This window comes from Umezawaea endophytica (genome assembly GCF_025061645.1).
GTDB classification, from domain to species: Bacteria; Actinomycetota; Actinomycetes; order Mycobacteriales; family Pseudonocardiaceae; genus Umezawaea; species Umezawaea endophytica.
This window is the reverse complement of sequence record NZ_JANYMP010000006.1, coordinates 38,152-54,983: the sequence shown is the minus strand read 5'-3', so window position 1 is coordinate 54,983 and position 16,832 is coordinate 38,152. Positions and strand designations below refer to the sequence as shown.

Here is a 16,832-nt window from a genome sequence, read left to right as displayed (position 1 = left end):
GGACGTGGGGCTAGACGGGGGTGCCGAGCATGCCCGCCAGGTCAGCCACGCGGCGGGGGTCGCCGCCTGCCAGTAGCCATTCGCGCGGGGTGGTCGGGGTGCCGTCCACCAGCAGGTCTTCCTGGGCGGTGGTCATGAAGGCGGCCACCACCAGTGCTGGCTGGTCTTGAGCGACCGTGGCCAGCACGGATTCCAGGCCGGGGAGGACGCCGGTGCCCGCGAACTGCCAGGCGGGGAGGCGCCAGCTTCCCTTGTCCTTCCAACCGACGAGTCTGCCGACGCCCAGGCGGTGGCGGATGCGGCTGGTGTCGACCTGCAACTGGTGGGCGGCCTCGGCGACGGTGAGGGCGGAGTCGCGGAGCACGGCCAGCGCGACGACCGTGCGCGCTCTTGGTTGTGCGTCCGCCGCGGTGAGCGGACCGAGGTCCAGGCCCACCTCGGTCAGCACGTCGCGCTGGTCCGGCGTGAAGTAGCTCGCGGGCTCCGGGTGGGGAGGTGCGAGCCGCTTGGCGGCCTCTTCGACCAGCGAGAGGAACTTGGAGGGCGTGACCTGTAGGCCGGCCTTGGCCAGCACCGTCTCCAGCGCAGGACTCATGCGCACAGAGTATCCCGCGCGTGCGCCTTTGTGCGCCCGATCGGGAAAATTGGTCGGAATGTTCCACTGTGCGCGCACAACTCACCACACTACGTAAGCGTGGGAGGTCCGGCACTAGCCGAAGGTCGTGAGTTGGCCCTCATCGGGGGCCGGCTACCATTCGGTCCGCGTCACTCGGCGCGCTCGGCGGTGCGGGGGTGGTTGTTCGATGGTGGCGGATGCCGGGTACTCGGTCCGGTCGGACAAGCCGACGCTCGCGGTCGTCGCGGCGTGGCTCGTGGTGATGGTCGGGACGCTGGTCTACGTGATGCTGCGGCCGCACGACTGGTCGCTCGACCTCCGCGTGTACCGCAACGGCGGTGGCGCGTGGCTCGAAGGCCTGCCGATCTACATCGACCACTTCGGGTCCGCGATGGGCGGCCCCGACCTGCCGTTCACCTACCCGCCGATCGCGGTGGTGCTGTTCAGCCCGCTGGCCGCGGTCCCGCTGCCGGTGGCGATCTTCGCCATCGCGCTGCTGAACCTCGCCGCGCTCACGGCGCTCTGCCTGATCGCCGCGGTCCGGGTGTGCGGTCGTGGTCCGCTGGCCATCCGCTACGGCCTGGGCGCCGCCGTCGTCAGCTCGGTCTTCGACCCGGTGCGCGAGACGCTGTCGTTCGGCCAGATCAACCTGCTGCTGGCGGTCCTCGTGCTGCTGGACTGCCTGCTCGCGCGCACCCGGTACCCGCGCGGCGCGCTCATCGGCCTGGCGGCGGCGATCAAGCTGACGCCCGCGGTGTTCGTGCTGTTCTTCCTCGCCGCGAAGCAGTGGCGGCCCGCGGTCACGGCGTTCGTGTCGTTCCTGGTGTTCGGCGCGGTGGGCTTCGCGATCATGCCGACCGACGCCCGGCAGTTCTGGTTCCACGCGCTGCTCGACCCCGGCCGCGTCGGCAGGCTGACCTACACCGCCAACCAGTCGCTGCGCGGTCTGGTGGCCCGGCTGGGCCTGGACGGCACGCCGCAGGTCGCGGCCTGGGTGCTGCTGAGCCTGGTGGTCGTCGTCCTGGCCGTGGTCGCCGCCGCGAAGGCCCGCCGCGCGAACGACGACGTGACGGCGTTCCTGGTCGTCGCGGTCGCGGGCCTGCTGATCTCCCCGGTGTCGTGGGGCCACCACTGGATCTGGATCGCCCCGGCGCTCACGCTGTTCGCCGTGCCCGCCCTGCGCCACGTGCGCCAGTTCTGGTGGTTCGCCGTGCCGGGCGTGCTCATCTTCCTGATCGGCCCGCACTGGCTGTTCCCCAACGACAACGACGTCGAGCGGAACTGGGCGTGGTGGCAGCAGGTCATCGGCAACGCCTACGTCTGGTTCGGCCTCGCGGTCGTCGTGGCGCTGGCGCTGGCCCGGCGGGCCAAACCCGCGGTCGTCTGACCCGTTTCCCCGACTCACGGGGGTGCGGGCGGTCCGTGTGGGACGATGACCGGCGATGGCTTCAACTCCGTCCCTCCCCCGATCGAGCGCCGTGCCCCTTGCGCCGCGTGCTGCTGTCAGCACGCCGCCCGAGCCCACCGGCATCCCGGTCAGGACGATCCTGCTCGGGGTCCTCGGCGTCTCGCTGATCGCGCTCGGTGGTGCCGGCGCGGGCGCGGTGCTCAAGACGGACCCGTTGTTGACCGACACGTCGTTGAGCTGGGTCCGGTACGGGCACGGTCGTGATCTGGCGACGGCGGTGCTGTACGCGGGTCTGGGGTTGGTGATCTGGGCGTGGGTGCGGCTGGGTCGGATGGTGCGCAACCGGTACGTGGGCAGTGCGGCGGTGGTGATCGCGATCGCGGCGTGGACGTTGCCGTTGTTGTTGTCGCCGCCGTTGTTCTCGAAGGACGTGTACTCGTACTTGGCGCAGGGGCAGTTGGCGTTGCACGGGTTCGATCCGTATCGGGTGGGGCCGGCTGCGTTGCCGAGTCCGTTGAGCGACAACGTGAGTTGGGTGTGGCAGAACACGCCCGCGCCGTACGGGCCGCTGTTCATCCTGATCGCCAAGGCCATCGTGTCGGTGACGAGCGGCAGCGTCATCGGCGGTGTGGTGCTGATGCGGTTCGTGCTGGCGGCCGGGTTGGCGCTGTTGTGCTGGTCGCTGCCGGGGCTGGCGCGTCACCTGGGTGGGCGGTCGGCGGTGGCGCTGTGGTTGGCGGGGGCGAACCCGTTGATGCTGGTCCACCTGATCGGTGGTGGGCACAACGACATCCTGATGGTCGGGTTGATGGCGGCCGGGGTGTTGCTGGTGTTGGACCGGCGGCACGTGATCGGGATCGCGTTGGTGACGTTGGCGGTGGCGATCAAGGCCACGGCGGTGATCGCGTTGCCGTTCCTGGTGCTGGTGTGGGCCGCGCGGCTCGACGGCACGCAGCGGGCCCGGATCGGTCGGGCGATCGGCAACGGTCTCGCGGTGTTCGTGGCGGTGTTCGCCGTCTGCACGGTCGTGGCGAAGGTCGACCTGGGGTGGATACCGGCACTGAGTTCGTCCTCGACGATCGTGAACTGGTTGTCGCTGCCCAGTGCGGTGGGTGATTTCGCCTTCACCGTGGTCAACGCGTTCGTGTCGGTGGAGCCCGGTGTCTTCATGACCGTGGCGCGCGGTGCCGGGTCACTGTTGTTGATCTACATCGCCTGGCGGCAGTGGCGCGCGGCGGAGGACGGTGGGCCGAACGCGATCCGGCACGCGGCGTTGACGATGCTCGCGGTCGCGCTGCTCTCACCCGCGACCCTGCCGTGGTACTTCAGTTGGGCGCTGGTGCTGGGGGCGGGGTTGGCGTGGACGTTGACCGGGCTGCGGGCGGTGGTGTTCTTCTCCTGCGTGCTGCTGCTGGTGACGTTCCCCAACGGCGACACGGGGCTGTACTCGTGGTTCTACCTCGCGTTCGTCGTCGCCGTCTCGGCGCTCGCCACCGTGGCCCTCACTCGGCCCGACCCGCTCGACCTGCGGCTCAGGCCGTTGCGGACTTCTTCAGCCGGAGGCTGAGCAGCACCAGCACGATCCCCCAGAGGATCGCGAACGCGCCGATCGTGACGACCAGCGCGAGCGCGCCGGTGCTCGGCGTCGACAGCAGGATGATCCCGAGCACGACGGACAGCAGGCCGCTCAGCGCGAGGAACCGCTCGTGCTCGATCACCTTGCGCAGCCGGACCGCCGTGACGATCTCCAGGACCCCGCCGACGATCGCCCACACGGCGATCACCACGAGCAGCACCAGCGCGGTGATGCCCGGCCAGAACAGCGCGACCAGGCCCGCGACCACGCCCAACGCGCCGAGCACGCCGTGCGCGAAGTCCTTGTGCGTGACGGCCAGGTACAGCTCCGTGGCGCCGTCGACCAGCGTGTACGCGCCCCACAGGACGACCAGCGCCACCAGCGTGAGGCCCGGCCAGATCAGCGCCAGCAGGCCGAACAGGATGGCGAAGCCACCGCGCAGCGCGAACAGCCACCAGCGGCGGGCGAGCATTTCCCTCATCGCGGGCCTCCCCGATCGGATCATCGCTCTCCCAATCGTGGCACCGCCGCGGGAAACGGCAACACGGGAGAACGACCCGGTGGAGGCCCGTCGCGGCGCCGGGGTGACCGGCGCCCGCGATGGTCAGTCCTCAGTGGACGGACGGCGGCTCACTGACCGGTGATCAGCGAGACCGCGACCTCCTTGGTCGCCTCGTCCACGGCGGGCGGCTGGAACCCCAGCCGCACGATGTGCGCGACGAACTCCGGCTCCGGCGGCAACCCGTACTTGCGCAGGTAGTGCGGCACCGCGCCCGCCCAGATCCACGTGCCGTCCGTGCGGAAGTTCAGCGGGACGTCCTGCTCACCGACCGAGAACTCGTCGAGGTCCAGGTTCCGCGCCGCCAGCACGACCGGCGCGCCCTCCAGGAACGCCGTCAACTGCTCCCGCATCCGCGGGTCCACCGGCGGCCGGTTCACGAACGGCCGCCCGTTCGGCGCCTTCCCGTCGTACACCCGCGCCGTCCGCAGCGGCGCCGGGACGCCACCGGGCGGCGTGTCGACCGGCGCTTCCAGCGGGGGCATCCCGATCCGGTGCCGCCACCAGTTCGGGATCCGCACGTCGGCGCGCGGGAACGTCCGCAGCTCGTCCTGCAACCCGATCGGCGGCGGCGGGTTGCGCCACCCCGGCTCGTCCTCGGAGTTGAAGTCCACCGTGAAAGCGCTGGGCGCTTCCAGCTCGTACACCGCGGTCAGCCACGTGCCCCGTTCAGCCGAGTGCATGCCCGCCCGCAACTGGCCCAGCGACGTCACCACGTCCATGGGAGGTCGGACCGGCTGCAACTGCCCGTCCGGGCCCGCCACCGCCATGTCGACCTCGATGTGCCGCCCGGCCGCCCGGTACTCGGCCCGCACCTTCTGCCACCCCTGCGGGAGCATGGGCAGCATCGCCCGCCCGATCTGCCGAACGAGCTGCTGCTGCTCCTGCTCGCTCAGCGGTGTATTCGGCTGGCTCATCCGTCGCGCACCCCTTCGAAATCCCCCCGGAACACCGGTGCGCCGATCTTAACGGCCTGCTTCCGGCGGCGTCGGCCGGTTGACCCGCGGTCCGCCCACGGGGCACGTTCTCGCCGCGCCGCGGCGGACGTCCCCGCCACCGATCACGTCGGGAACTCGCCCAGCCAGGAGCGTTTGACCAGGTGTTCCGGCAGGTAACCCGATTCGACCTCGACGGGGAACTCCGCGTCGTGCGCCAGGCAGGCCAGTGCCAGCGGGGCGAGCGCGACGAACCCGGTGGGGTCCCGGAACCGGTCCTCGTCGCCCGAGGTGAAGAAGTCCTTGTGGAGTTCGACGGCCTGGAGCAGGGCGGCGTTGAACTCGTCGTGCTCGTCGCCCACGAAGCGGTAGAACACCGGGAGCGGCGGGTAGAGGATCTTGAGGAGCAGGTCCCGGCTCACCGACGTCGCCACCTCGGGATCACTGCCCACGATGGCGGCCTGGATCTTGTCGGCGAGCCCGTCACCCTCCGACCAGTAGGTCCGCAGCGCGTCGACCCAGTCGTAGACGAAGGCCTCGTACTGGGCGCCCGAGGCCCGCAGCAGGTCGAGCGGCGTGGCGGCGAGCAGGTCGAGGCGCGCGGTGTCACGGCACACCACGGCCAGCCAGAACGCCGTCAGCCAGTTGCCCGCGTCGGTGTGCCGGTTCGGCCCCGTACCGGGCAGCGTCCTGACCTCACCCGCGATCCGGCACTCCACCTCGGCACCCGGCTCGGCGTTCGCGGTGGCGAACAGCGCCGAGGACACCTGCATGGCCGCGACGACGCTCTCCCAGGTCTCGAGCTTGTTCGCGGTGGGGTCCGACACGCACCTGGCGCCGAGCAGGATGAGCGCCGTGCTGAGCGCGCCACCGAGTTCGTCCGGGTCGGTGGTCGCGGAGGCGATGTCGCGGTCCAACGACTTGCCGAGCCGCTCAAGACCCCGGTCGGACACGGGGATGTCGGGCTCGTGACGCTCAACCGTGGTAGCCACCCGGCTGCGCCTCCTTGTCCAGGTCGAAGTGGGTCAGAGCGTATCCGTTGTACTCGCCACCGGCGTCGACCTTGGCCTTGACCATGACGTAGTCCACGTTGCCCGCCTTGAGCGCTTCCCGCAGCTCGTCGGCGAGATCACCCTCGACGTCGTCGAACGCGCCCCTCTTGTCCATCTCGGCCAGGATGGCCTCGAAGTAGTCCAGACGTCCTTGCTGGACCTTGCGGCCGGTCAGGCTGTCGCGGGCGCCGAGTTCGGCGGTGGGGGCCTTCGCCTCGACCACGACGAAGCCGCCGTCCTCGCGGCGCCAGATCTGGTCGAAGCGGTTGTTGCCGTCCGCGCGGTTGTCGATGCGTTGCGCGCCTTCGAAGTGCTCCGGGATGGCGTGGAGTTCGGCTGCCTTGTCGCCGAGGTCCTCGCCCGCCTTGCCCATCTCGTGGTGCGGGGCCCGGTGGCTTTCCTTCTGCTCGTCGTACTCCCGCTGCGCGGCGTCCTCTTTGGACTTCGCGTCCTCGTGCGCCTTCCTGGCCTCGGGGCTGTCCTCGGTGGCCAGCCGCTGCTGGGCGGCCTCGACCTCCTTCTTGGCATCCTCCAGCTCCGTCTTGGCCTTCCCCAAGGGCTTCTCGGCCTTGACGTCCTCCTCGATGGCCTTGGTGCGGCGTTCGACGGCCTTGTCGATGGTCTCGCGGTTCTTCTCGGGCAGGGTGTCCGCGCTGCCGTCCGGTTTGCCGTCGGGAGTGGGCTTGTCCTTCTTCGGCATGGGAGGCGGTGCGTCCTCGGTGGCCCGCCACTTGCCGGTGTCGGGGTCCCTGCTGATCTTCGGCAGCGGGTGCCCGTCGACCATGCGATCGGCGCTCAGGCGGTGGCCGTCTTCCCGGTAGTGCTTCTTGAAGAAGTCGTTGTCCGTGTTGGCGCGCTCGACCGCCCGGTCCCTGGCCGCGCGCGCCTCGTCCGGGTCGGTGGCGGCGCGGTCCCTGGCGCTGCTCGGGTCGAGCCCGTCCTTGTCCTTGTCGTGCGTGCCGGGGACGAAGCCGTCCTCGCTCGCCTTGGCCCTGGTGCCGTCCGGGTGGTGGGTTTCCCACTCGCCGTTCGGCGGGATCTTCGGCTGGCGGTTGCCGTGGGCGTCCACCTCGGCGTCGGAGGTGTAGACGCGGCCCTGGCTGTCGGTCCACGCCGGTTTCGTGGGGGCCAGCACGGGGGCGTCGGTGTGGGCCGCGAGGCGACGGGCGAAGTCGTTGCTGCCCGCGTCGCAGCCGATCAGCCGGATCGGGGTCTTGCCGTCCCAGCCGCTGCGGCGCAACAGGTCCCCGTACTCCTCGGGGCTGTAGGAGTGGTTGCCGATGCGGGCGCGGCCGTCGGGGGTGATGTGCACGTCGGCGGTGAAGTAGCGCGGGTCGTTCGGGACGCGGCTGGGCAGGTCGCCCATGTCGGAGTCGCCGCGGTGGTGCGAGACGCCGGCGGGGGTGGTTTCGCCGTGCCGCGCGTGCGCCTCGTCGATGTTCGGCCGCGGGTCGGGCTGGTGCGGTGGGCCGTCGGGGCCGGGCTGGTGCGGTGGGCCGTCGGGGCCGTGGTGCCGCGGTGGGGTGTCCGGGGTGTGGTGCGGGGCGTGCGGCTGGGCCACCGGGCCGCGGGGTTGTGGCTGGTGGGGGGTGTTCTGGTGCGGCGGGCCCTGGTGTGGGGGCCTCGTCTGGGGCGGGCCCGCGTGGGGTGGACCGGCCTGGGGAGGTCGGGTGGGTCCGGCGTGTGGTGGGCCGGACTGGGGTGGGCGGGTGGGTCTGGTGTGTGGCGGTCCGGCCTGGGATGGGCGGACGGGGCCGGTGTGCGGCGGTCCGGCGTGGGGAGGTCCGGCCTGGGGATGTCGGACGGGTGGTGGGCCCGCGTGTGGGGGACCGGCCTGTGGGGGACCGGCGTTCGAGGGGCTCGTGTGTGAGGGGCCAGCGTGCGAGGGGCTGGTGTGCGGTGGACCCGACTGTGGGGGACCGGCGTTTGAGGGGCCGGCGTGCGAAGGGTTGGTGTGTGAGGGGCCGGCGTGTGAAGGGCTGGTGTGCGGTGGGCCCGCCTGTGGGGGACCGGCGAAGGGTGGTCGTGCTTGCGGTGGTGGGCCTGCGTGTTGTGGTCGTGGGGTGCTGTCGGGTGTGCGGGACTGCGGGATGCCGGACGCGGTGTCGCCGCGGTGGCCGGACGTCCCGGTCCACCCGCCGCCACCGGTCCTGGGCGGACCACCCGCGCTCGGTGCGCCGCCGGGCGAGCCGCCGCCGTGGGGTGCGCCGCCCGCCGGTCCCTGCTGCGGGGGAGCGGATGACGGGGTGGTGTCACGGGGAGCGGCGTTCGGCTGGTCGGGCCTGGACGGCGCGTCGGGCGTGGTCGTGCTCGCCGAGTGCGTCTGGTCCGTGCGCGGTGGTGCGGGTGTCGGGCTGCTGCTCGGGGTCGTGCTCTGGCCGGTCGGGCTGTGGCCGGACGGCGTGGAGTCGGGACCGTGAGCCGACGGCGAAGGGCCAGGACCACCGTCCGGAGCACGGCCACCCGGAGCGGGGCTCGACGGCGTGCTGCCGCTGTGCGGGGTCGGCGAACCGGGCGACGACGACGGCCCGTCAGGTGAAGGCGAAGGGCCACCAGGAGACGACGACGTGCCGCCGGATGAAGTGCTGCTGGGCGAGTTCCCGCTGGGCGAACTTCCGCCGGGCGAACTTCCGCCGGGCGAACTTCCGCTGGGTGAACTTCCACCGGGTGAGCTGCCACCCGGTGAGCTGCCCCCAGGTGAAGAGCTACTGGGCGAACCACCGCTGGGCGAACTCCCGCCCGGTGATGTCCCGTCCGGCGAGTTGCCCCCGGACGACGTGCCCCCAGGCGAACCCCCGCCGGGAGAGCCAGGAGAACCAGGCGTGCCGGGAGAGCCGGGCTCCGTTGTGGTCCTCGATGGTGACGTGCTGTCAGGTCCGGAGCCGGGTGCGTCGCCGTCGGGACCCGACCCGTCCGACCCGTCCGACCCGTCCGACCCGCCGCCACGGCCACCGGACGGCCCGTCCACGCCGTCCCGCCCAGTCCGGCGCACGAACCCCGGATTGTCGATCTTCGTGCCGAGCACGTCCAGCCCGGTCGCCTTGCCCGCGAGCTTCCCCAGCACCTTCATGATCTTCTCGAAGACCTCCACCAGACGCTTGAGCATCGGCGAGACCTTCTTGATGGTGTCCAGCAGCTTCTGCACGAGCTTCGCGATGCGCGCGGCCCACTTCGCGATCGCGGTGATCGCCTGCGCGACGATCACCGGCGTCCCGAAACCCAGCGAGAACACCGCTTCCAGCACCCACGCGATCAGCTTGGCCACCAGGTCGGCGATCAGGTCGCGGACCATCTCGCGCACGAACGCCACGACCATGCCCATGACGCCGACGACAGTGCCGACGGACCCGGCGGCGCTGGCCGCGCCGGCCAGCGCGTCACCCTGCTGCGCGGCGGCCGCCCGGTAGGCGTCCGCGGCGACGCCGGTCCACCCCTCGGTGCCGGACTTCAGCGCGGCGGCGTAGTCCTGGCTGATCTTGCCCATCTCGGTGGCGACGTTGTTCCACGTCGTGGAGTACGACTCGATCACGGGCGGGTCGCCCGCCAGCCAGTCGAGCATGTCCTTCAACGGCTGGACGTGCTCCATCAGGAACGACGCCGCCGATGACATCAACGTCCCGAACGGGTCGATCGCCATCGACGCGGCGTCCGCGGCCAGGCCGACGACGCCCAGCCCGCCCTCGATCCAGTTGCCCTCCTTGAAGCCGTTGAACGTGTCCATGGCCGACTCGGCGATGGAGATCCCGGTGGCCCAGCCGTTGTCGCCGGTGCCCTGGTTGAACCCGGAGCCCTCCTGCGGGGCCTGCGCGACGAGCGGGTTCGTCATCAGGCACCGCTCCGGAACACGTCGGCGATGTCGTCGTCCTGCTGCCGGTACTGCTTGACCGAGGTGTTGACGCCGGTCGCGGTGGCGTCCATCGCTTCCACCGCACCGTTCAGCGCGTCCAAGCCCCACTGCTCGACCGGGTCGAGCATCATCCGGAACGGCTGGCACAGGATGCCGTACGCGTCGGTCGGCATGCTGACCGTGCGGGCGGCGTCGAGCGCGCCGCGCAATCGTTCGGAGAGGTCGTCGAGCTGCTTGCGGTGCCCGTCCAGGGCCTCACCGAGGACCTCGAACTTGTCGGCCATGAGAACCCCCAACGCGATCAGGACAGGAACGAGCCGCCGTCGAAGTCCTCGTCGTCGTCCGGACGGCGGGGACGGCGCGGTGCCGGTGGTGCCTGCGGTGGAACGGGTCGTGGCGGCTGGTCGTCCTCGATGCCGAACCGCAGCTCCTGGTTGACCGGCGGCGGCACGTCCTCGGCGGGCGCGGGCGGGAAGTTCTTGCGCGCCTCGGCGAACAGCACGTTCGCGGTCTCGTCCTGCGTGCCGATGGTCTCGGCCATGGCCTGCTGGAGCAGTTCGGGGATGCGCGACTGGGCCTTCTGCAACGTCCGCATGATCTCGGCGGAGACCTCGGACATCCGCTTGTCCCGCGCCGATTCCGCGATGTCCACAGAGGACAGGATGCCGTTCGACCCGATCGTCAGCCTGATCGTGCCGTCCCTGGAGGTCTCGGTGATCGACAGGCCCTGCACGCGCTCGGCCATGTCCTGGTAGCGCTCGGCCTTCTCCCGGATGCTGGTCTCCCACTGCGCGAGCATCCGCTCGGACCCGCCGACGTCGTCAGGCACCGCCATTCCTTCCCCCAGGCGAACAACTTCACCGGAAAGAATGACGCACGGTGGAACGCGCTGGTTCCGGTACGGATCAAATACCCCGAACGGACCAGAGCACGACGCAGCCCGCCCGCTCCGGGGAGCGGACGGGCTGCGGGGAAGCGGGGGCGGTCAGCTCACGGCGAGCAGGTCCACCACGAAGATCAGCGTCTCGCCCGGCTTGATGGCCGAACCGGCGCCGCGGTCGCCGTAGGCGAGGTGCGGCGGGATGACGAGCTGGCGGCGGCCACCGACCTTCATGCCCGCGACGCCCTTGTCCCAGCCCGCGATGACGCGGCCGCCACCGAGCGGGAACCGGAACGGGTCGTTGCGGCTCCAGGAGGAGTCGAACTCCTCGCCGGTGGCGTACGAGACGCCGACGTAGTGCACGGTGACGGCCTGGCCCGGCGTGGCCTCGGGCCCGTCGCCGACCGTGAGGTCGTTGATGACCAGGTCGGCGGGCGGCGGGCCCTCGACCAGGTCGACTTCGGGCTTCTGCGTGGCCATGCGGGTCCTCCTCGAACGGGAACAGGTCTGCCGGCGAGTCAATCACGTCGCCGTCGACGCTGCCGAATGGCCTACGTCTAGTGGAGCTTGTGGCGGCAGTAGTCGGTCTGTTGCTCTGTGTGCACCCCGGAAACGGGGTCACAACCCAAGGAGATGATCATGGCGGCAACCCTGCACCGCCTTCGGTCCTGGCTGGGCGCGCTCGTGGTGGCGATTCTGCTCCCACTGGCGGGTTTCAGCGTGGCCGCGGCAGCTCCGGCACCCCCGACCACCGACGGTGAGGTCGGTGCCCAGATCGTGGGCGGCACCCGTGCCAGCACCAGCACCTACCCGTGGGTGGTCTACCTGGCCACCAGCGGCGGCTCGCAGTACTGCGGCGGCACGCTGGTCGCCGCCAACAAGGTCGTCACGGCCGCGCACTGCACGGTCGGCGACTCGCCCTCCGTGGTCCGCGTCGTGGCCGGCCGCGACGACAAGCAGTCCACCGCGGGCGTCGTCGCGCGCGTCACGAAGATCTGGATCCACCCGAGCTACCGGGACGCGACCCAGGGCAACGACGTCTCGGTGCTGACCCTGGACCGCAACCTGACCCAGGCCAGGCTCCCGATCGCCACGTCGTCCGACACCGCGCTGTACGCGGCGGGCACGTCCAGCACGATCCTCGGCTGGGGCACCACGTCCTCCGGTGGTTCGGCGTCGCGCTACCTGCTCAAAGCCACCGTGCCGCTGACCAGCAACGCGACCTGCTCCTCGGCGTACGGCTCGGACTTCAAGTCGGCGCACATGGTCTGCGCGGGCTACACCCAGGGCGGCACCGACACCTGCCAGGGCGACTCGGGCGGCCCGCTCGTCGCGGGCGGCAAGCTGATCGGCATCACCTCGTGGGGCGAGGGCTGCGCGGCCGCCGGGTACCCCGGCGTCTACACCAGGGTCTCGAACTTCGCGACGCTGATCACGCAGCAGATCAACTCCTAGTTCCGGCAAGGGAAGTGCCGGGGGACCTCCGGGTCTCCCGGCAATTCCGCTTCCCTTGCAACGCGATCCGCCCCCACCACCGTCCTCCTGCCATGAAGCGCTCGGGAATGGTGTTGGCGGGGATCGTCGTCGTCGGGGTGTGCGCGGCGTCCGCGCCCGCGGTGCTGGACAGGGGATCGGTCCTGGTGCCGCCGGTCGCCACCGCGTCCGGTCCGGTCGAACTGGTGGCCTACGACTCGTGCGACGAGGTGCTGTCGCAGTTCAGAGCGGCTGAACGACCGCACCTCACCGAGTACGGCAGAGGCGCGTACGCCACCGACGAGGGCGGCGTGGTGATGAACTCCGAAGCCGGGGTGGCCGCCGACTCGCGGCAGAAGGCGGCTCCCGCCGCGCCACCGCAGGCGGACACGCCGGACCACTCGACCACGAACGCCCAGGAAGCGGGCGTCGACGAGCCCGACCTGGTGAAGACCGACGGCAAGCGGATCATCACCGTCGTCGACGGAACCCTGCGGGTCGTGGACGTGGCGTCCCGCGCCGTCACGGGTTCGCTCGAACTGCCCGGTGCGGCGATCTCCCAGCTCCTGCTCAGCGGTGACCGCGCCCTCGTCGTCACCACGTCACTCGCGGTGCTGGAGAAGCCGTTGGCGCCCAACGAGTTCGCGCCCACCGGCGGTGCGAGCCTGGTGCTGGTCGACCTGTCCGGCGCGCCGAAGGAGATCGGCACGCTGTCGGTCGACGGCGCCTACGTCGACGCTCGGCAGATCGGCGGTGTGGCGCGGGTCGTCGTCAGCTCGTGGCCCCGGCTGAACTACGTCTACCCGGACGGCGTCCGCACGACCGCGCAGGCCCTGCGGGAGAACGAGCGGATCCTCCAGGACGCGCCGGTCTCCGCGTGGCTGCCGCGCTACGAGCTGACCACCCCGACCTCCCGCGCCGACGGCACGCTGGTCGACTGCTCGAGGGTCAGCTTCCCGCGCCAGCCAACGGCTTCCTCGCTGCTGACCGTGCTCACGTTCGACCTCGCCGCAGCGCTGGGCACCGGCGACCCGGTGTCGATCGTCGCGTCGGGCGACACCGTCTACGGGTCGGAGAAGAACCTCTACGTCGCCGACCAGCGGCAGGTCTTCCAGGCCAGGGGGAAGGTCGCGCCGAACCCGTCGACCGCGATCCACCAGTTCGACATCTCCCAGCCCGGTCCGCCGAAGCACGTCGCCTCGGGCGTGGTGAACGGGATCCCGCTCAACCAGTACTCGTTCTCCGAGCACGCGGGGCACCTGCGGGTCGCGACCACGACATCGTCCGGGCGGGCCAAGTCGCAGAGCTCCGTCACGGTGCTCCGGCGCGAGGGCGACACCCTCGTGCGGACCGGCCAGGTCGACGGACTCGGTGTGGGGGAACGGATCTACAGCGTCCGGTTCCTCGGTGACGTCGGCTACGTGGTCACGTTCCGGCAGACCGACCCGCTCTACACGCTCGACCTCGCCGACCCGGCGAAGCCGCAGGTGGTGGGCGAGCTGAAGATCAACGGCTATTCCGCGTACCTGCACCCGGCCGGTGACGGCAGGCTGATCGGCGTCGGCCAGGACGCGACCGACCGCGGCCGGGTCACCGGGACGCAGGTGTCGCTGTTCGACGTGAGCGAACCGGCCAAGCCGGTGCGCCTCGCGCAGTACCACCTCCCCGGCGCGAGCAGCGAGGTCGAGTACGACGCGCACGCGTTCCTGTACTGGTCGCCCACCGGCCTGCTCGTGCTGCCGCTGGCCGACCGGGCCGGCGTTGACGGCGGCGGGTCGCTCATGCTCCGCTTGTCCGACAACGGGTTCAGCGACCTCGGCACCGTCAAGCACCCCACGGGCGTGGTGCGCCGCTCGCTCGTCATCGGCGACGACCTGTGGACCGTGTCGGACGCCGGGCTGATGGCCACCAGCGCCGACCGGGCCGCTCAGCTCGCCTGGGTGCCGTTCCGGTAGGGCTGGTAGGCGGGGACGCGGCCGGGTTGGCCGGTGATGAGGCGGTGCGCGAGGACCGTGCCGCCCGCCATCGCCGCGGGCATGACCACGATGGCCGCCAACGGGATCAGGCACAGCAGGTACGACGGCACGGCGAAGCCCAGCGCGGTCGCGCGCTTGGTCCGCAGCATCGCGCGGCGCTCCTTCAACGTCTTGCCGCGCCGGGTGAACGGGATGCCGGTCAGCTCGATCCCGAGCAGCCACCCGTTGACGCAGACGGCGATCACCGGCACGACCGTCTGCCCGACCACGGGGATGAACCCGGCCGCGAACAGGGGGACGGCGAACAGGATCGCGAGCCCGATCAGCAGCACCGCGTCGCGGACGCCGTTGAGCGCGGACCGCCACCACGGCACCTGCTCGGCGTCCGGCACACCGCCCAGCTCGGTGTCCTCGATCGTCTCGGCGATGTGCTCGTAGAACGGGCCGCCGATGACGATCGTGATCGCGGTGAACGCGAGCATGCTGACCGCCAGGAACGCGCCGAGCATCGAGATCCCCGCCGCGACGCGGGTCACCGTGCGGACGGTCTCGCTCCAGTCGTCGGCGAACGGCGTGGCCCACTCGGCGATGCCGTTGATGTTCGTCGCCAGCAGCACCAGGCTGCCGATCAGCAGCGCCGAGCTGATCACCGCCGGGATCGCGCCGATCAGCAGCAGCTTCGGCGACCGGAACACCAGGCCGAAGCCCTTCGCGAGCAGCCCGACACCGGTGGAGAAGTCCTTCAGCACCCTGATCACGCGGGCAGCTTAATGCCGTGGGCGCGAACATTCCCGCGAAGCGCCCGGAAAAGTGCCCGTCGCGGGGGTGACCCGCCCGGTCAGGCGGCGCCGTTCCCGGCTTCCGCGTTCACGGGGCCCGCGTTCCCGGCTTCCGCCTCGGCGACGCAGGCCGTGCCGATCCGGCGGAACCCGACCCGCTCGTACACCCGCGCGATGTCCTCGCTGCCCGCCGACAGGAACACCCGCTCGGCCCCGCGGTCCAGCGCGTCCCGCGCCAGGACCGCCGTGATCGCCGCGCCGAGGCCGCGCCGCCTGGCGAACGGCAGCGTGCCGACGCCGACCACCTCGGCCACCGCCCCGGCCGTCTGCGTCATGCCCGCCGCTACCGCGCCGTCGGTCGCGTCCTCGGCGAGCGCGTACCGGAACTTCGGCACGTGCACGGGGATCACGGTCGGCAGCAGCGTGTCCCGGTCCTTCGGCCCGGTGTCGCCCTTGTGCGTGCCGGGGGTGGAGAACGAGAGCTGTGCCACGGTCTGCACCACCGCCACGTCCTCCAGGAACCCGGCGGCGTCCGGGTCGAGCACGCGCAACGCGGCGTCGACCTCCGGCGCCACCAGCGGCTTGTCGAGCACCATCAGCGGCGCGCGCAGCACGGCGAACCCGAGGTGCTCCAGCACGGCGAGCAGTCCGGGGGTGGTCTCGTGCACCCACTCGAACGCCTCCGCGACCCCCAGCTCCCGCTGCCGGTCCCGCACCAGGCGCACGTCGACCGCCGTCGGCTCCCCGCCGTCGACGGAAGGCCGCGCGTAGTACGGGAAACCCTCACCGTCCCGGACGAACAGCGTCAGCGCGCCGTGCTGCTCCGCCCGCGCGTCGATGCGGGGGATGGCGTCGTAGAAGGACTCGAGCTGGTGGAATAGACCGTGGGGCACCTGCGGCAACGTAGTGGCCCGAGGCCGCTGTGGCCACCGGATTCCACGGGGGACGAGTGCCGCCCCCGCTAGCCGGTCGCCAGGAACAGGTAGCGGTTGAGGCTGAAGAAGTAGTCGGACCCGAGCGCCCGCTGGCCGTCGGCCCAGGCCTCGGCCTCCGCCGCGGTGATCCCGTCGCGCCCCACCACGAACGTCGCGACCAGCGCGAGCAGACCCTCGCTGAACGTGTCCGGCGCGTAGCCGACGTTCAGCACCGGCAGCACGCTCGTCCGCACGTCGCGGAACCCGGCGGCGGTCAGCGCGGCGGGCAGCTTGCGCGGCAGCCTCGGGTCGGCGAGGTGCTGCTCGAACGCGCGCAGCACCCGTTCGGTCAGCGCGTCGTCCGGCGACCGCCAGACGATCGAGTCCCAGTCGGTGTCCATCACCAGCAGCCGACCGCCGGGGCGCAGCACCCGCCGCACCTCGGCCAGCGCGCCCGGCACGTCCTCCAGGTACTCGAACACCTGGGTGGACACCACGGCGTCGAAACCGCCGTCGGGGTAGGGGATCCGGTCGGCCCCGGCCTGCCGGAACTCCACCGCCCCGCCCGACCGCCGCTCGGCCATGGCCAGCATGGACGCCGCCGGGTCGATCCCGCACACGACGCCGTCGGCGCCCACCTCCCCGGCCATCTCGACGGCGAGGAACCCCGGCCCGCTGCCGAGGTCGAGCACCCGCTCGCCCGGCCGCAGCGCCAGGGTTCCCCGCACGACCTGCCTCTGCCGCACCACGTCCGCCGTCAGGTACGTCGACTCGACGCGGCGGGACGTCCGCTCGTCGAACTCCAGTGCGCTCATGC

At 71.4% G+C, this 16,832-nt stretch carries 16 protein-coding genes; 5 read left to right on the top strand and 11 right to left on the bottom strand.

The genetic code is table 11. From position 1 onward, the window contains the following. Nucleotides 1-10 precede the first annotated feature (10 nt). Nucleotides 11-595 carry a DNA-binding protein gene (locus NZH93_RS14730; RefSeq protein ID WP_259623623.1) on the bottom strand — a complete coding sequence of 195 codons (585 nt, stop codon included), beginning with the start codon at nt 593-595 and terminating at the stop codon, nt 11-13. A gap of 208 nt (nt 596-803) precedes the next feature. Here NZH93_RS14730 and NZH93_RS14725 point away from each other — a divergent pair, with 208 nt between their 5' ends. Both NZH93_RS14725 and mptB read left to right on the top strand, forming a co-directional pair. Continuing rightward, a complete protein-coding gene (locus NZH93_RS14725) occupies nt 804-2,003 on the top strand; it encodes a glycosyltransferase 87 family protein (RefSeq protein WP_259623622.1) in 1,200 nt (399 codons plus the stop codon). A 55-nt stretch (nt 2,004-2,058) separates the two neighbouring features. After that, nucleotides 2,059-3,591 carry a polyprenol phosphomannose-dependent alpha 1,6 mannosyltransferase MptB gene (gene mptB, locus NZH93_RS14720; RefSeq protein WP_259623621.1) on the top strand — a complete coding sequence of 511 codons (1,533 nt, stop codon included), beginning with the start codon at nt 2,059-2,061 and terminating at the stop codon, nt 3,589-3,591. Here the strand turns inward: mptB and NZH93_RS14715 are convergent. The 4 genes from NZH93_RS14715 to NZH93_RS51445 form a co-directional block, all read right to left on the bottom strand. Continuing rightward, a complete protein-coding gene (locus NZH93_RS14715; RefSeq protein ID WP_259623620.1) occupies nt 3,557-4,081 on the bottom strand; it encodes an HdeD family acid-resistance protein in 525 nt (174 codons plus the stop codon). The two genes, mptB and NZH93_RS14715, sit on opposite strands and share 35 nt — an antisense overlap. A 149-nt stretch (nt 4,082-4,230) precedes the next feature. Beyond that, nucleotides 4,231-5,076 (bottom strand): hypothetical protein, encoded by an 846-nt coding sequence (locus NZH93_RS14710; RefSeq protein ID WP_259623619.1) that lies wholly within the window; start codon nt 5,074-5,076, stop codon nt 4,231-4,233. Between the two features lie 143 nt (nt 5,077-5,219). Continuing rightward, nucleotides 5,220-6,086 carry an immunity 49 family protein gene (locus NZH93_RS14705; protein WP_259623618.1) on the bottom strand — a complete coding sequence of 289 codons (867 nt, stop codon included), beginning with the start codon at nt 6,084-6,086 and terminating at the stop codon, nt 5,220-5,222. Then, nucleotides 6,070-7,512 (bottom strand): DUF8616 domain-containing protein, encoded by a 1,443-nt coding sequence (locus NZH93_RS51445; RefSeq protein WP_505011377.1) that lies wholly within the window; start codon nt 7,510-7,512, stop codon nt 6,070-6,072. Before NZH93_RS51445 ends, NZH93_RS14705 begins: the two co-directional genes overlap by 17 nt. A 374-nt stretch (nt 7,513-7,886) precedes the next feature. On the opposite strand from NZH93_RS51445, the gene NZH93_RS51240 reads away from it, so the two are divergent. Beyond that, nucleotides 7,887-9,218 carry a pentapeptide repeat-containing protein gene (locus tag NZH93_RS51240; protein ID WP_372506649.1) on the top strand — a complete coding sequence of 444 codons (1,332 nt, stop codon included), beginning with the start codon at nt 7,887-7,889 and terminating at the stop codon, nt 9,216-9,218. 753 nt (nt 9,219-9,971) lie between these two features. On the opposite strand, the gene NZH93_RS14695 is transcribed toward NZH93_RS51240, so the two are convergent. From NZH93_RS14695 to NZH93_RS14685, 3 genes are all read right to left on the bottom strand, one after another. Continuing rightward, on the bottom strand, nt 9,972-10,277 hold the full coding sequence (locus tag NZH93_RS14695) for a type VII secretion target (protein ID WP_259623616.1): 306 nt from the start codon (nt 10,275-10,277) through the stop codon (nt 9,972-9,974). Nucleotides 10,278-10,294: 17 nt separating this feature from the next. Further along, nucleotides 10,295-10,828, bottom strand: coding sequence for a YbaB/EbfC family nucleoid-associated protein (locus NZH93_RS14690; protein WP_276023441.1), 534 nt, complete (start codon nt 10,826-10,828; stop codon nt 10,295-10,297). 150 nt (nt 10,829-10,978) lie between these two features. Next, complete coding sequence (locus NZH93_RS14685) at nt 10,979-11,353, bottom strand: FKBP-type peptidyl-prolyl cis-trans isomerase (protein ID WP_259623614.1); 375 nt, start codon at nt 11,351-11,353, stop codon at nt 10,979-10,981. Between the two features lie 159 nt (nt 11,354-11,512). Between NZH93_RS14685 and NZH93_RS14680 the strand changes: the two genes are divergently transcribed. Next, nucleotides 11,513-12,328 carry a S1 family peptidase gene (locus tag NZH93_RS14680; protein WP_259623613.1) on the top strand — a complete coding sequence of 272 codons (816 nt, stop codon included), beginning with the start codon at nt 11,513-11,515 and terminating at the stop codon, nt 12,326-12,328. Nucleotides 12,329-12,420: 92 nt separating this feature from the next. Beyond that, on the top strand, nt 12,421-14,301 hold the full coding sequence (locus NZH93_RS14675; RefSeq protein WP_259623612.1) for a beta-propeller domain-containing protein: 1,881 nt from the start codon (nt 12,421-12,423) through the stop codon (nt 14,299-14,301). Here NZH93_RS14675 and NZH93_RS14670 read toward each other — a convergent pair. The 3 genes from NZH93_RS14670 to NZH93_RS14660 form a co-directional block, all read right to left on the bottom strand. Beyond that, the gene (locus NZH93_RS14670) at nt 14,274-15,080 is read right to left on the bottom strand and encodes an EI24 domain-containing protein (protein ID WP_308214198.1); all 807 of its coding nucleotides are present in this window, start codon (nt 15,078-15,080) and stop codon (nt 14,274-14,276) included. The genes NZH93_RS14675 and NZH93_RS14670 overlap by 28 nt on opposite strands. 80 nt (nt 15,081-15,160) lie before the next feature. After that, nucleotides 15,161-15,994, bottom strand: coding sequence for a GNAT family N-acetyltransferase (locus tag NZH93_RS50675; protein ID WP_259623611.1), 834 nt, complete (start codon nt 15,992-15,994; stop codon nt 15,161-15,163). Between the two features lie 68 nt (nt 15,995-16,062). Continuing rightward, nucleotides 16,063-16,830 carry a methyltransferase domain-containing protein gene (locus NZH93_RS14660; protein ID WP_259623610.1) on the bottom strand — a complete coding sequence of 256 codons (768 nt, stop codon included), beginning with the start codon at nt 16,828-16,830 and terminating at the stop codon, nt 16,063-16,065. Nucleotides 16,831-16,832 lie beyond the last annotated feature (2 nt).

Excerpts from the sequence above, each read along its gene's own strand:
- NZH93_RS14730 (WP_259623623.1), bottom strand. The coding sequence starts at position 595 with ATGAGTCCTGCGCTGGAGACGGTGCTGGCCAAGGCCGGCCTACAGGTC.
- NZH93_RS14725 (WP_259623622.1), top strand. The coding sequence starts at position 804 with ATGGTGGCGGATGCCGGGTACTCGGTCCGGTCGGACAAGCCGACGCTC.
- mptB (WP_259623621.1), top strand. The coding sequence starts at position 2,059 with ATGGCTTCAACTCCGTCCCTCCCCCGATCGAGCGCCGTGCCCCTTGCG.
- NZH93_RS14715 (WP_259623620.1), bottom strand. The coding sequence starts at position 4,081 with ATGAGGGAAATGCTCGCCCGCCGCTGGTGGCTGTTCGCGCTGCGCGGT.
- NZH93_RS14710 (WP_259623619.1), bottom strand. The coding sequence starts at position 5,076 with ATGAGCCAGCCGAATACACCGCTGAGCGAGCAGGAGCAGCAGCAGCTC.
- NZH93_RS51445 (WP_505011377.1), bottom strand. The coding sequence starts at position 7,512 with ATGGGCGACCTGCCCAGCCGCGTCCCGAACGACCCGCGCTACTTCACC.
- NZH93_RS51240 (WP_372506649.1), top strand. The coding sequence starts at position 7,887 with ATGGGCGGACGGGGCCGGTGTGCGGCGGTCCGGCGTGGGGAGGTCCGG.
- NZH93_RS14695 (WP_259623616.1), bottom strand. The coding sequence starts at position 10,277 with ATGGCCGACAAGTTCGAGGTCCTCGGTGAGGCCCTGGACGGGCACCGC.
- NZH93_RS14690 (WP_276023441.1), bottom strand. The coding sequence starts at position 10,828 with ATGGCGGTGCCTGACGACGTCGGCGGGTCCGAGCGGATGCTCGCGCAG.
- NZH93_RS14685 (WP_259623614.1), bottom strand. The coding sequence starts at position 11,353 with ATGGCCACGCAGAAGCCCGAAGTCGACCTGGTCGAGGGCCCGCCGCCC.
- NZH93_RS14680 (WP_259623613.1), top strand. The coding sequence starts at position 11,513 with ATGGCGGCAACCCTGCACCGCCTTCGGTCCTGGCTGGGCGCGCTCGTG.
- NZH93_RS14675 (WP_259623612.1), top strand. The coding sequence starts at position 12,421 with ATGAAGCGCTCGGGAATGGTGTTGGCGGGGATCGTCGTCGTCGGGGTG.
- NZH93_RS14660 (WP_259623610.1), bottom strand. The coding sequence starts at position 16,830 with ATGAGCGCACTGGAGTTCGACGAGCGGACGTCCCGCCGCGTCGAGTCG.